Raw genomic sequence first — 13369 nt, 5'->3', positions numbered from 1 at the left:
ATAATACTATTTAACCAAATACTGCGTAAATATATTGATATTCAGGCAAGGTTGCATATAATACGGCAATGCAGATACGGTATGAGAAAGTTCCAAGGCACCAGAATACATCCTTTTACTGCTATACAAACACGGGGCCGCGTTTTTTGTATTCCATGCATCACCACCCGGAATGCGAAATTGTTATTGTCCTATCCGGCAGCGGCAAGTGTTACATCAGCGGCAGGGTGATAGACTACCGTCCCGGCGATGCGATGATGTTCGGGCCGGATTTGCCACACACATTTGAGTCGTCTGTATCGGAAAATATTGCCAGTCGGGCGTATGTGATTCAGTTTCGCAAAACTATTGCCGGCGGTTATTTGTGGCAGCTTCCCGAGCTTGAGAAGTGTTCGCGGCTGATTGAAAAATCCGCAAGGGGGCTTTATTTTGCGGACATATTATCTGTGTCTGGGGATTTATGGGACGAAACCGCTCAGCACAACAGCAGTGCCGGCCGGCTTACCGCTCTGCTTGGGCTGCTCGAAACGCTGTCAAACGCGGCATCTGTGAGTATTCTGCCGCGTGAGCCGGTGCTTGCCATGAGTAAGAACCCCGGCAGGCTTATGCAGGTGCTCAACTATGTCCATAACAACAGCGGCGATGAGGTGTCCGTCGAAGCCGCGGCGGCCATGGCGGGCATGAGTGTTTCAGGATTCTGCAAATTTTTCAAACGACAGCTCGGCCGCCCGTTCAACGATTATCTGATAGAGACGCGTATCGAAAGCGCGTGCGAGATGCTGATGAAAACCTCCGAGCCGGTTATAAACGTCTGTTTTGCAAGCGGTTTCAACAACCTGTCCAATTTCAACCGCCAGTTCATAAAACGCCGCGGGATGCCTCCGAACAGGTACAGAACAGCCGGCAAACGGAAATAAAAAAGCCGGCGTGAGTATTCCCAGCCGGCTTTGCGAGTTTTTTTAGGTAATGTATTATCGTGTGTAGAACTCGATGATGTTTGTGAAGTCAACCTCGAAGGGCAGTCTTACTTCATCGTGCTCGGGCAGACGGATAACAGTTGCCTTGAGGTTTTTGTCGTCGGCTGTCAGCCAGTCGGGAACGGCAAAGCCCATTGAAGCGGTGCTTTCGATTACTTCTGTAATGTACTTTTTGCTGCGTTCCTTGATCTCAATGACGTCTCCGACCTTTACGCGGATCGAGGGCAGGTCAACCCTGCGGCCGTTGAGTTTTACGTGGCCGTGGCCGACGACCTGGCGTGCCTGCCAGATGGTGCGTGCCCAGCGAAGCCGGCGGATGACATTGTCAAGCCGTGTTTCCAGAATCTGCTGGAATGCGACGTCGGTTGTCAGACGTGACTGCTCAGCGAGCTTCATGTACTGCCTGAGCTGTTTGTTCTGCACGTTGTAGTAATACGCGATTTTCTGTTTTTCTTTGAGCTGTGTGCCGTAAAGAGTTGCGCGGCTGCGTTTAAAACCGTGCTGACCCGGGCGGGTTTGCTTACGCGGGTTTACATGCTTTGGCGTCTCGGCGATCGGCACACCGAGTTTCCTGCTCAATCTGACCTTGGGGCCTGTGTAGTTAGACATATTCAGTTTCCTTAAATTGTTTTGCTTACAGAGCTTATACGCTCTTATTTAATTACAGGGCTTATTCACTCTCAGGCCGTGAGACTGGAGCAAAACTTCCAGTTTCCGCCGGGTGAAACCCGTACAAGGCAAACCTTTATACTGGTTATCAGCAAAAAATCAACTTTTTTTCAAAAAAAATTGCCGTATTGATTGCGATTTTCCAAATAGAGATGATTTACAACCCCGCTAAGTCGGGACTGTTAATCCTGTCAAAAACCAGAAAAATCTGCAGATACCCGGTTTTGCCGGTTCACCGCAGGTGAAGTGCGGCGATTAGTATCTCGGCGATCTGGCGGTCGCTGAATTTTGAATTGTCTATGACCAGGTCAAAAGCAGGGGTTCGCGGGTTCATCTTTTCATAAATCTTTTCAATATCCATTTTAATCTCGTCAATCTCCTCGATTTTCTCCTCGGCTTCCTTCCGCTCGATTTTATCCGCGGCACAAACCGCCGAGATCCGCCATTTCAGGGGGGCGATAAGCCGTATTCTGACGCCGTTTTCAATCTTTGCCGTTGCCGGCGAGGCTGTCTGGCCGACTATTATGATGTTGCCCTTTATCGCCGCTTCACGGGCCTTGTTGGCGAGTTTCTGGTGAATGTCGAATGAATCGAGCGAGGATGAGCCGCGAAGGTTCTTTATGATATCGCGCCAGGCGGACTGTTTGCAGTTCTTTTCGGCTAAGATGGTTTCAATGTCGCAGCCCGTCTCGAGTGCCAGCTCTTTTATGTGAGAATCTGTGGAGACCTGCCAGTCTCCCCGCTCCTGATCCCTGAGCATATCCGCCGCGGCCTGTGCTGCTGATGCACCTGAGCAGCCGTACTGCTGGGAGATGACGATAAACGGCCCGGCAGAGGAGGTTCTTTTTTCCTGTTTCTCCGGTTTTTCATGAGCGTACTGGCTTACTGACATCTGCATTGCACACCTCTATATGTCCTTAATGGCTGAGAAGTTTTATTTACTCGCTTATATTATGCAGTACAGGGGCGGAAATTTCAAGAGAATTTGGAATTAGGAGGTTAAATACCACGGATGGACACGGATTGACACGAATTAGGTAATGGACAGCAGGCAATAGCGCAGAAACAATCAGAGCCGTTCTTCACTTGTTTATAGATATTACAAGAATGCGAAACAAGTGAAGAATTATGGAGCGGTTAGTTTAGACAAAAGGTGACGGGCAATATGAATTACGAATTATGAATTACGAATTATGAATTACGAATTACGAATGTCAATTAGACAGGATTACAGGATTGGTAAATAACTGGCGTTGGCGGCGGGGATTAGAGCTGCCTGTGAGAAACCGCCGCAAGAGTTCAGGCTTTAGCCTGTAAATGCTTAAAAGACAACAAGCACGCTGAAGCGTGTATTCTTACCGCACGCTGAAGCGTGTACTCTTACCATCAAGTTTGAATATGGGGCGATGCCCCGCTATGATACTTCGCACCGTTGGTGCTTAGGCAAAATGAGAATGGTTAAACTTTTTATGTGTGCGTAAATTTTTTCCCGAGCCCCCTGTGGTGAATAATCACGTCTTGAAACAGTGGTAAACGCCTCCGGATGATATGTTTATCCCTCAAGCCTGAAGGGCTTGGATAGCTTAGCCCAGGGCAACGCCCTGGAAATTTGTGTCGCCGGCCAATCCCCTTCACTTCATTCTCCCCGTACCGCCTTAATCCTGTTTATCCTGTAATCCTGTCAGGAGAAATAGGCGGTTGAGAAGGCAGTAGGCAATAGGCAAAAGGCAATAGGCATAAGGCAATAGGCATAAGGCAACATCGGTTTTGGATGGAAAAATTACGGCTGTAAATTCCGGATTGTTGTTGTAAAAATGTAAATCTCTGCTAAATTTGTGGTTAAGTTGTTTTTCAGTATTAGCAAGATAGAACACATTCAAGGGACATAAATGGCTTTAAGCTGGAACGAAATAAAACACCGTGCGATGGATTTCAGCCGCGAATGGCAGGGGGAGAGCCGCGAACATGCCGAGGCAAAATCATTCTGGGACGCTTTTTTTCATGTTTTCGGCATAAACCGCCGCAGGATTGCCGCGTTTGAGGAGCCGGTAAAGAAGCTCGACAGCAATTACGGTTTTATCGACCTGTTCTGGAAGGGCACCCTGCTGGTAGAGCACAAATCACGCGGCAAAAACCTGGACAAGGCATACTCGCAGGCCCTGGACTACTTCGCCGGGCTCAAGGACCATGAGCTGCCCAAATACGTTCTGGTGTCGGATTTTGAGCGGTTCCGGCTCTACGACCTCGACGAGGACAGCCTGCACGAGTTCCACTTATCCCAGCTGCACAGCAATGTAAATCTTTTCGGCTTTATCGCCGGCTACACACAGAAGAAATACAAGGACGAGGAGCCGGTAAACATCGCCGCGGCGGAGAAGATGGGCAAACTTCATGACGGGCTGCTGGAAAACGGCTACCGCGGCCACCAGCTCGAAGTGCTCTTAATGCGGCTTCTGTTCTGCATGTTCGCCGACGATACCGGCATATTCGAGAAAAACATCTTCACCGATTACATCCGCCAGCGCACCAGCGAGGACGGCAGCGACCTGGGCGGGCATCTATCGAGCATATTCCAGACGCTCAACACCGTAACCGCCGAGAGGCAGAGGCACATGGACGAGATGCTAAGCGCCTTTCCATACGTCAACGGCGGCCTGTTCGAGGAGATACTGCCGGCGGTTTATTTTGACAGCTCGCTGCGGGAGTCGCTGCTGGAGTGCTGCGATTTTAACTGGGGCGTGATATCGCCGGCGATCTTCGGCTCGATGTTCCAGTCGGTCATGGACCCTGAAAAACGCAGAAATATCGGAGCGCACTACACTTCGGAGAAAAATATCCTAAAGCTCATCGGCCCGCTGTTTCTCGACGAGCTGCGGGCGGAGTTTGAGCACCTCCGCGGCCTCAAACGGGAAAAAGAAAAACGCCTCATGGAGTTTCAGCGGAAGATATCAGAGCTGGGATTCTTTGATCCGGCGTGCGGCTGCGGCAACTTCCTCGTGATTACATACAGGGAGCTGCGCCGGCTCGAGATTGAGATACTCACAGAGATACACGCCGGACAGATGCAGATGGGCGAGTGGGTCTCGATGGTAAACGTAGAGAACTTCTACGGCATAGAAATAGAGGAATTCCCCGCACGTATCGCCGAGACCGCTATGTGGTTGATGAACCACCAGATGAACCTCGAGCTATCCATCGCCGTCAACGTTCAAAGGGCATCCCTGCCGCTGATACAGTCCGCGCACATACTAAACGAAAACGCGCTGCAGACCGACTGGACAGAGTTCGCACCGAAAGAAAAAATTGACTATATCCTCGGAAATCCGCCGTTCATAGGGAAACACCTTCAGAACAAAACCCAGAATGAAGATATGGCTCTGATTTTTGAAGGCGTTAAAAATTTTAAAAGTCTGGATTATGTCTCAGCATGGTATATAAAAGCGGCAGAGTATATTCAGGGAACAAGAAAAAAAGTAGCCTTTGTTTCTACAAATTCAATCACTATGGGCGAACAGGTTGGAATACTCTGGAACGAGTTATTCAATAATTACAATATCAAGATTCATTTCGCACATCGTACATTCTGCTGGACAAGCGAGGCAAGGGGCAAAGCCGCTGTTCATGTTGTTATTATCGGATTTGGAGCATTTGATACAGAGAATAAACGACTTTTCGAATATGAAAATATTAAAGGTGAGCCGCACGAAATTGAAGCTAGAAATATCAATCCTCTACTAATAGACGGAGACGATATTATAATTATGAGGAGGGCAAAACCTCTCTCCGATGTTCCCAAAATGGTGTATGGTAATAAACCTGTTGATGGTGGAAATTTAATTTTGTCAGATGGAGAAAAACAAGAGTTCTTAGAAAAACAGCCAGAAGCTGCAAAATTCATAAAGCCTTTATTGTCGGGTGGTAATTATTTAAAGGATATTCCCCGTTGGTGCCTTTGGTTAGTTGATGCAGACCCGAAAGAAATCAGATCAATGCCTCATCTAATGGAGAGAATCGAAAAAGTAAAAATCATGAGACTAAACAGTGTTGATTCTGGTGCTCGTAAATTAGCTGAAAGACCAACGCAATTTCGTGATACAAAGAATCCAGAATCTTTTATTTTAGTACCCAGAGTTTCATCTGAAAGACGCAAGTATATTCCTATAGGCTTTTTTGGTAAAGATACTATTGTATCCGATACCTGCCAGTCAATCCCCGACGCTACATTATATCATTTTGGCGTATTGACCTCCGAGATGCACATGGCTTGGGTGAAATATACCTGTGGGCGATTAGAAAGCCGTTTCCGGTATTCCAAGGACATCGTTTACAACAACTACCCGTGGCCAAAGGACGTATCAGCAGAGCAGGCCGCGGCGGTTGAGGCGGCGGCGCAGGGGGTGCTTGACGCCCGCGGGCAGTTTCCAGACAGCTCGCTTGCCGACCTGTACGACCCTCTGACCATGCCGCCGGTGCTGGTCAAGGCGCATCAGAGGCTCGACCGTGCGGTTGATAAATGCTACCGCAGCAAGCCCTTCGCCGGCGAAACCGAACGCCTCGAATTCCTCTTCGCCCTGTACAGCGAATACGTGGAACCGTTGGTTAATTAGAAATTACGAATTACGAATTACGAATTACGAATTACGAATGTAAATTGGACAGGATTACAGGATTAACAGGATTGGGAAATAACTGACGTTGGCGGCGGGGATTAGAGCTGCCTGTGAGAAACCGCCGCAAGAGTTCAGGCTTCAGCCTGTAAATGCTTAAAAATATAATAATTGCATGCTTTTTCGTTTAATCTAATATGACATAGCGATACATATATACTAAAATCATTTTCGATTTCAATAACGCAAGTTTGACCAATTGTAGCAGCACCACCTACTCTAACTTGGAGCAAATCTCCTTTTACCACTTTTTTATGTCTGGTTAGTTGATTGTGAAGTTCTTCAGATATATAGTTATATTGAAATAAATCCAGTTTTTCATTCTTGATATTTTGAGCAGAAAGAAACATCACCCCCTCGTCATAATATTCAGGAGTTGCTGCATGACCACAAGTAATAATATCTGTAATTATCTTAAATTTCACCAACGCCCAATGGCTTGGAACCTCACCAATCCACTCAACACCGGAATCCTTATAGGAAGGATAAAGGCTGAAGGATGAAGGATGAAGGATGTTCTGAAGAATGAGGGATGAGGGATGAAGGATGAGATTCAGCCTTTAGACTTCCACCTTCCGCCTTCATCTTTCCGCCTTCATCCTTCCCATTTCCGCCTTCCGCCTTCCGCTTATTGTTCATTTCTTTGCTTCCTTTCTATCCTTTACTTTTTTGACGCAGGTAATGAGTATCGCGGTCAATTCATCTGCCTCTTTGATTAATTCACTAAGCGAATATTCATCAATAACGTCAGACTCTATGAGTAATTCCATCCAATAAACGGATTCTTCTAACTCCTGCAAACCACCTTCAATTTTGCTGATGAATTCAGCATCTGACCTTGCCCGCATCCCCTCTCGATAATGAGCACCGACAGAAGTTCCGGACCGGAGCAACTGTTTTCCCAAAATCTGGGCTTCTGTTGATTTCGGTAAATCAGCATATAACTTTATAATCCGAATAGCAAAACCCTTCGTCCTTGTCTTCAAGTCAACATTCATCATTCAGCTTTATTTTTAAAATATTCATATTTCCGCCTTCATCCATCCGCCTTCATCCATCCATTGCTCTGCGGTGAGTGGTTCGTCGGAATTTCCGACATACAAATTCGGAATTTCCGAATTTCTGCATTACATGCCTCTCAATCAGCTCTTTTTTGGCAAAAATGTTCTTTATATGTTCATTTATAGTAGATTTTGCCATGCCCAGAGCCTGTTCTGCTGTCATTTTCAGTAAAACGGCATATAATCTTATAGCACGAAAAGCAAAACTCGTCCGTGTCTTCAATTTAACATTCATCCTTAAGCCTTCCGCCTTCATCCTTCATCCTTCCAATATCTCCCTGAGCAGTCCTTCAGTCTCATTCTCAAGGGCCAGTATATCCGCCTTAATCTCCTCAAGAGGTCTCAGAGGTTTATATTTATAGAAATACTTGGTAAAGTTGATTTCATAGCCCACCTTGTCCTTGCTTCTGTCCATCCAGGCATCGGGAACATGGGGCTTTACCTCTTTTTCAAAATATTCGTCTATATCCTGCTTGAGCGGTATCTTTTCATAATCTCTAAGCTTGGAGTCTGGAACTCTTTTACATTTTTTGGCTACGAGTTTTCCATCTTTGGTTACAAGCAACCCGTTCTTGGTGACCAACTTGATTGAATCTTTCTTGGGTCTTTCGACCGTCACCTTGGTATATCCAAAATCCTCGTTATCGAATATCTTGCAGTATTCACCTTCTGAAAAAGCCTCATAAATAGCGGAAATCTCTCTTATCTGCTCATCAGTTATAAAGTTTCGCTTACTGCCAAGGCTCTTACGCATCCTGGCAGAGAAACCCGAAGCGTTGACAAGCTGGACCCTGCCGCGGCGTTTCTCAGGCTTGCGGTTGGTAACAACCCAGATATATGTAGATATGCCGGTATTATAGAACAGCTCTGTCGGCAGAGCGATAACGGCTTCAAGCCAGTCATTTTCTATAATCCACTTTCTGATATTGGACTCTCCGCTGCCCGCATCACCGGTAAACAGGGGTGAGCCGTTAAAGATGATGGCAATACGGGAGCCGTTAACCTCCATCTTGGATATCATATGCTGCAAAAACAGCAGTGCCCCGTCAGATATACGCGGCGTGCCGGCAGAAAACCTGCCGTATGGGTTCTTCGTCTCGTTCTCGATAAACGCCTTTTCCTTCTTCCAGGATACCCCGAACGGAGGGTTGGTAAGCATATAGTTAAACCGCATATCGGCGAACTTATCATCAGAAAAGCTCGTTCCCTGGCGGATATTGCCCTCGTTCTCGCCCATAATAAGCACATCACTCTTGGCGATGGCGTAGGTCTGCTCGTTGAGCTCCTGGCCGAACATATGAACCTCTACCTTTTCGTTTATATGCTCTTTTATATGCTCCTTGGCGGTTACCAGCATACCGCCCGTGCCGCAGGCGGGGTCAAATACGGTTCTTATGATGCCCTCGCCCTTGAGTTCTTTTTTATGCTCGGCAAACATGATATTGACCATCAGCCGGATGACCTCACGAGGGGTATAGTGCTCACCGGCAGTCTCGTTGCTCATCTCAGAGAACCGCCGCAGCAGCTCCTCGAAGATATAGCCCATCTGATGGTTGGATACCTGGTCTGGATGCAGCTCGACCTCGGTAAATTTGTCTATGAGCTGGAAGAGATAGCCGTTCTTGACCAGCTTGGCGACGATTTTATCGATTTGGAAATTCTCGATGATATCACGGACATTTCTGCTGTAGCCGTTGATGTAGTTGTTGAAGTTGACCTCTATGTTGTTGGCATCCTGGGCTAAACGGCGGAGGTCGTAAAAGGATGTGTTATAGAAGTTTAGCCCCTTGTCGCTCTTATCCCTCTTTGTGGCCTCTTTGCAGACCTGGGCAGTATCGTCGAGAACGTCCTTGTATTTGTCATAAGTAGCGATAACCGCGTCTTTTCTCTCTTCGAGAACGCAGTCTAAACGACGCAGAACCACAAATGGCAGGATTACTTCGCCGTATTCATGCTGCTTGAACGCCCCGCGGAGGATGTCATCCGCAACCTGCCAGATAAAATTGGCTTTATCCTGAAAATTTACCATGTCCCTTATTAGACTCCATAAATATATTAAAATATGACCATATGAAAGGGGATTTTAACAGATATATATACCTAAATCAATAATCAATAGATATTTACCCCTCATATTTTTCACTGCTCCGGCAAGGTCTGTATATCATATTTGAAACCTCTCAAAAATATTCTTAAATATCCTATCAAGAAGGGCTTAGGAGGGACATGAGAACCAGAGGTCGGTTCCACCCTTGTACTAGCTAACATAATAGCAGAAATTTGATATTTGTCCAGTTAAAACTCTTCTATACGAGCTCAAATGAGTTCATACAACCTTTTTTTCGCGGGAAAAATCAATCTAACAAGCCCTGTATTCTCAAAATATTCATGCTTGTGGAATACATCTTAATAAGATATAATCATTTATCATAAAAGATTAAAAAACTCAAATACGGAGCCGCAAAATATGAAAGATAATGAATTTAAGAAACTTGGCCCTCTGACTGATAAGACAAACTCCTTTATCGATGACCTACATAAATCAGGGGCACTGGATGCTCTGCTTAATGAGCTGAAAAGCGTCACGAACCAGCTCCCGGAATCCTATTCAGTCAGCATCGATTTTCAATTGAACGTCTGTGACTCCAATAAGGAAACCTCTGTCCCATTGCTCCAGACAGGCTTTGTTGCTGGCAAGGGCATTGAACTCTACAGGCACTATGGGGACACTGCCACCCAAAAGTATCTTGTAGATGGTGAAATGTGCATTATTCCAGACGATTATTGCCCTCACTGCTGGGAAGAATGGGATTTAAAATTCATGAACCCAACCTGCGATAATTGCGGAAAGAAAATTGATGGCGATATGATTGCATGGGGCTAACCACCTGCTGAAGTTGTTCATTTTCTGAACAATTCAAGGATAAATCATACTCATTTCTCCAGTTCCACCGCCCTAATATATACAGAGAACTCCCCAATAAGGGCAATGAGGAGTTCAGTAGTTGTTCCAGCCTACATTGCATAGGCTGTTGTGCTGTGTTCTGGAATTATATAAAATCATCAAATAAGGGCAATAGATATCTTATCAAACCAACCTTCCCAAAAAACCTCAAATCTTCCAATTTGGGGGATTTGAAATCCTGTTGAAAAGTGAATAACAATCCTCTATTATCAGCTTCAACAATTATAAACACATAATAGAGGCTTATTTATGAAAGGATTTGGAGAGAAAGTATATATCACAATGACAGAAATGATGGAACAGATGGATATTTCGGATAAAACCCTTTACCGGCTTATTGAAAATGGGGATTTGCCAGATTTCACTTATGGCTCTAAAAGCTCAAAAAAGAAGGGCTGGCATACGGCAGTTCTCGAACGCCACGCCCTTGAAAAGTATGAAAAATCAAACCGCCAGAACGCTTGTTACATCACTCAAGTCGGCAGAGAGGATATGGCTGTAGTGCCGCTGCGTAGTCGTAACAGAAGCGTGACCCAGAAGAGCAGAGACCTTGATGATGGGAACCCCTCTCAAAAGAAGCTGAGTCGCAAAAAAGTGTCTCGCCGCATGGGGTCCGCCGCCAGGGAGTCCCGCGTCGCGGCAGGCTTCGCCTATATGCCAGGCTAAATTATAACGGGTTAAAGCTCTTCCACCATCATTTACAAATACAAGGGCATCAGGAATTACCCTTTCTCCCTTATTGACACCCTCAAGAATTCCAAGAGCGATATCATTTAGCCCAATAGTCCTCTTTTTTCTTCCCTTGCCAATAATCGTTATAGTCCTTTTTTCAAGGTCGCAGTTACCCCATTTGAGATTACAGAATTCATGAGCCCTGAGCCCCGTGCAGGCAATAAATCTAATCCATCTCTGAACATAATCAGGGCAGTTTTTTAGAACCCTTCTATACTCTTCTAAAGTCCAGAAACGGGCATTTGGAGGGTCTTCCTTTAGTTTTTTTATATCCTTTGCAGGATTATTGAGCTTATAGTTTTCAGTTATATATTTGCAAAGGGATTTTATGGCACAGAGGATATTATTGACAGTCTTGTTAGAAAGTTTTTTTCTTAGCATATAGTTGAGATAATCCCTGATATGGGCGGTTTCAAGTTCTGAAGCATAAACAACTTCGCCATTTAAAAAGGTTTTAAACTTATCAATCTCTCTGGTATAGAGGTATCTTGTAGCCTTTGTAAAGCCCAGGCAGAAATCCTTCCACTGGATAATAGCCTCATCAAGGAATACATCTTCTACGAAAATGGCCTTCTTGAGCTGATTCTGCCTTTCTTCGCAGTGCTCCTTGAAATTCTTGGCCTTTTTTCTGTCCTTAAAGGACATACTCCCCTTATCAACTTCTCCATTGGGCAGGGTCACATGCCAGAAAACTCTCCATTTCCCGCAATCCTTATGAAATGCCATAGATGCCATATTGCTTCTCCTTGTATTACTTCTTAAGTCGTGTCTTTATACAAGGATAACGCGGAATAAATCACTATTCAAGGGGTGTTTTGGGGAAAAAATATAGAGATAAGAGTAAAACTATCAGTCAAACAACAGTCAAACAAATAATTAAAACGCTAAACCTAACCCCTAAAATAACTTAAGAGCCACTAATACCAGGTAATCTCAGGATGTTTTAGATAGTAGTCAAACAAATACTAACTTCTTGCCCACGCGGGTATGTATCGTTTCGCTTTCGCTCCAACAGATTCATCAAACAAGCAAATCAGCCCTGCCTCTAATGAATCTTTAATTATTCTCGACACCATAGCACTGTTTTTAGCATCGATTCCAAATCGTTCTCGCAAACTAGAATTGCTCATATAGTCTCGTTCTTCATATTTTAGGCAAGCATGAAAATAACACGCCCTTTGCCGAGATGTTTTATCGATATTTTTCAGGTCTCTATGAGCAAATAAAACAGTCTGAGTAAATCCATCTAGTACTTCAAACAAAGGAGCTGGAAGTTGGTTCAACTCTGTTTCATATACTACTTTATCTATCCCGCTCCCACGCTCTTCACAAATCCCTAATCTTCGCATTAAGGAAGCCAGTTTTTCATTACGAGACTTGGGAGGACTATTAAGAAACCGATTGGTTTCAACTAACGGTTCACCCGGATTAGTGATTTCAATTCTTCTATCATAAATCTCAACCGTTGGCCCAGTACCAGCTACATAGAAGTCTTGATGTATAAGTGCATTCGCTATCAATTCACGAACTGCCAATTCTGGATACATAGGCACTTCTTTACGTAAACCTGACTCTATAACTTCATTTGTTGGTAATAAAGCCATGATGTATTCTATTAAGCCTTCAAAGCCAGAAGCATACCCTTTTCCTCCAACCTGTTCTCGGATAGTATGAAGTTTATTTTCACCTTTGTATTGGATAACACGAATAGCTTTCCGCTTAACATTGCCAAAGGAATTTAAATCTTTTGCAAATAAAATTGCTCCCAGATTTGTAATATTATAGCCCCCAGCTTCGCACACGGTAAGAACGTCATCAGTAACAAGAGCTTCTAAGATAGCCTTATTTCCATCTGGAACGGGTATTTCCAATAGTTCAAAATAACCAGTATAATCAAGTAGCTCCAAAACTCTGGCATCATCAACTTTCTCTAACACAATCAAAGATTCAAAAGGGGTTTTATCAAGATTACGCCATAACTCTCTCGCTTTTTCGGGATAGTCTTTGATTTTCTTACGGTAAGAACCGACTCTTACCCATTCTTCATTTTGAAATGATGTAGGATGCTTACTGGCAGACGGAATTTCAAGAATGACAATATCTTGGCCTTCAATCTTTAGTTTATAGAACTGAAAGTGCAGCTTGGGAGCAAGGCGTTGCAAATGTTAAGCGGCGCTGAAAACAGGTCAGTAATGAGCGGGTCAAAATAGGTCATTTTGAAAGGAAGTTTTTGCCTTAGAGTCGTTATATTATCGATATTATCGAAAATATAACGGAGGTCTTTATGGCGAACTATCT

12 protein-coding genes are annotated in these 13369 nt (G+C 44.7%); 3 read left to right on the top strand and 9 right to left on the bottom strand.

What is annotated here, in order from left to right; genetic code table 11:
- The first annotated feature begins 68 nt into the window (after positions 1 to 68).
- Positions 69 to 917, top strand: a complete 849-nt coding sequence (locus SMSP2_RS10365; protein WP_146683877.1) for an AraC family transcriptional regulator — start codon at positions 69 to 71, stop codon at positions 915 to 917.
- A 54-nt stretch (positions 918 to 971) separates the two neighbouring features.
- Here the strand turns inward: SMSP2_RS10365 and rpsD are convergent, their stop codons facing one another.
- Together rpsD and SMSP2_RS10355 are read right to left on the bottom strand one after the other, a co-directional pair.
- On the bottom strand, positions 972 to 1586 hold the full coding sequence (rpsD, locus tag SMSP2_RS10360; protein ID WP_146683876.1) for a 30S ribosomal protein S4: 615 nt from the start codon (positions 1584 to 1586) through the stop codon (positions 972 to 974).
- A gap of 292 nt (positions 1587 to 1878) precedes the next feature.
- The gene (locus tag SMSP2_RS10355; RefSeq protein WP_146683875.1) at positions 1879 to 2544 is read right to left on the bottom strand and encodes a cytidylate kinase family protein; all 666 of its coding nucleotides are present in this window, start codon (positions 2542 to 2544) and stop codon (positions 1879 to 1881) included.
- Positions 2545 to 3535: 991 nt separating this feature from the next.
- On the opposite strand from SMSP2_RS10355, the gene SMSP2_RS10345 reads away from it, so the two are divergent.
- Positions 3536 to 6253, top strand: coding sequence for a class I SAM-dependent DNA methyltransferase (locus SMSP2_RS10345; protein ID WP_146683873.1), 2718 nt, complete (start codon positions 3536 to 3538; stop codon positions 6251 to 6253).
- Positions 6254 to 6387: 134 nt separating this feature from the next.
- Here the strand turns inward: SMSP2_RS10345 and SMSP2_RS10340 are convergent, their stop codons facing one another.
- The 5 genes from SMSP2_RS10340 to SMSP2_RS10325 form a co-directional block, all read right to left on the bottom strand.
- On the bottom strand, positions 6388 to 6738 hold the full coding sequence (locus SMSP2_RS10340) for a restriction endonuclease subunit S domain-containing protein (RefSeq protein WP_146683872.1): 351 nt from the start codon (positions 6736 to 6738) through the stop codon (positions 6388 to 6390).
- A gap of 49 nt (positions 6739 to 6787) precedes the next feature.
- Complete coding sequence (locus SMSP2_RS14895; RefSeq protein WP_186804680.1) at positions 6788 to 6952, bottom strand: hypothetical protein; 165 nt, start codon at positions 6950 to 6952, stop codon at positions 6788 to 6790.
- A complete protein-coding gene (locus SMSP2_RS10335) occupies positions 6949 to 7311 on the bottom strand; it encodes a four helix bundle protein (protein ID WP_146684888.1) in 363 nt (120 codons plus the stop codon). The genes SMSP2_RS14895 and SMSP2_RS10335 overlap by 4 nt, the downstream gene beginning before the upstream one ends.
- Positions 7312 to 7363: 52 nt before the next feature.
- Positions 7364 to 7537, bottom strand: coding sequence for a hypothetical protein (locus tag SMSP2_RS15020; protein WP_222566326.1), 174 nt, complete (start codon positions 7535 to 7537; stop codon positions 7364 to 7366).
- Positions 7538 to 7633: 96 nt separating this feature from the next.
- Complete coding sequence (locus tag SMSP2_RS10325; protein WP_146683871.1) at positions 7634 to 9403, bottom strand: type I restriction-modification system subunit M; 1770 nt, start codon at positions 9401 to 9403, stop codon at positions 7634 to 7636.
- Between the two features lie 438 nt (positions 9404 to 9841).
- Here SMSP2_RS10325 and SMSP2_RS10320 point away from each other — a divergent pair, with 438 nt between their 5' ends.
- The gene (locus tag SMSP2_RS10320; RefSeq protein ID WP_146683870.1) at positions 9842 to 10258 is read left to right on the top strand and encodes a hypothetical protein; all 417 of its coding nucleotides are present in this window, start codon (positions 9842 to 9844) and stop codon (positions 10256 to 10258) included.
- 525 nt (positions 10259 to 10783) lie between these two features.
- On the opposite strand, the gene SMSP2_RS10315 is transcribed toward SMSP2_RS10320, so the two are convergent.
- Both SMSP2_RS10315 and SMSP2_RS10310 read right to left on the bottom strand, forming a co-directional pair.
- The gene (locus SMSP2_RS10315) at positions 10784 to 11806 is read right to left on the bottom strand and encodes a tyrosine-type recombinase/integrase (RefSeq protein WP_146683869.1); all 1023 of its coding nucleotides are present in this window, start codon (positions 11804 to 11806) and stop codon (positions 10784 to 10786) included.
- A 230-nt stretch (positions 11807 to 12036) separates the two neighbouring features.
- Positions 12037 to 13233, bottom strand: a complete 1197-nt coding sequence (locus tag SMSP2_RS10310) for an ATP-binding protein (protein ID WP_146683868.1) — start codon at positions 13231 to 13233, stop codon at positions 12037 to 12039.
- Positions 13234 to 13369 lie beyond the last annotated feature (136 nt).

Source organism: Limihaloglobus sulfuriphilus (genome assembly GCF_001999965.1).
GTDB classification, from domain to species: Bacteria; Planctomycetota; Phycisphaerae; order Sedimentisphaerales; family Sedimentisphaeraceae; genus Limihaloglobus; species Limihaloglobus sulfuriphilus.
This window is presented reverse-complemented; position numbering and strand designations above follow the sequence as displayed.

Excerpts from the sequence above, each read along its gene's own strand:
- SMSP2_RS10365 (WP_146683877.1), top strand. The coding sequence starts at position 69 with ATGCAGATACGGTATGAGAAAGTTCCAAGGCACCAGAATACATCCTTT.
- rpsD (WP_146683876.1), bottom strand. The coding sequence starts at position 1,586 with ATGTCTAACTACACAGGCCCCAAGGTCAGATTGAGCAGGAAACTCGGT.
- SMSP2_RS10355 (WP_146683875.1), bottom strand. The coding sequence starts at position 2,544 with ATGCAGATGTCAGTAAGCCAGTACGCTCATGAAAAACCGGAGAAACAG.
- SMSP2_RS10345 (WP_146683873.1), top strand. The coding sequence starts at position 3,536 with ATGGCTTTAAGCTGGAACGAAATAAAACACCGTGCGATGGATTTCAGC.
- SMSP2_RS14895 (WP_186804680.1), bottom strand. The coding sequence starts at position 6,952 with ATGAACAATAAGCGGAAGGCGGAAGGCGGAAATGGGAAGGATGAAGGC.
- SMSP2_RS10335 (WP_146684888.1), bottom strand. The coding sequence starts at position 7,311 with ATGAATGTTGACTTGAAGACAAGGACGAAGGGTTTTGCTATTCGGATT.
- SMSP2_RS15020 (WP_222566326.1), bottom strand. The coding sequence starts at position 7,537 with ATGACAGCAGAACAGGCTCTGGGCATGGCAAAATCTACTATAAATGAA.
- SMSP2_RS10325 (WP_146683871.1), bottom strand. The coding sequence starts at position 9,403 with ATGGTAAATTTTCAGGATAAAGCCAATTTTATCTGGCAGGTTGCGGAT.
- SMSP2_RS10320 (WP_146683870.1), top strand. The coding sequence starts at position 9,842 with ATGAAAGATAATGAATTTAAGAAACTTGGCCCTCTGACTGATAAGACA.
- SMSP2_RS10315 (WP_146683869.1), bottom strand. The coding sequence starts at position 11,806 with ATGGCATCTATGGCATTTCATAAGGATTGCGGGAAATGGAGAGTTTTC.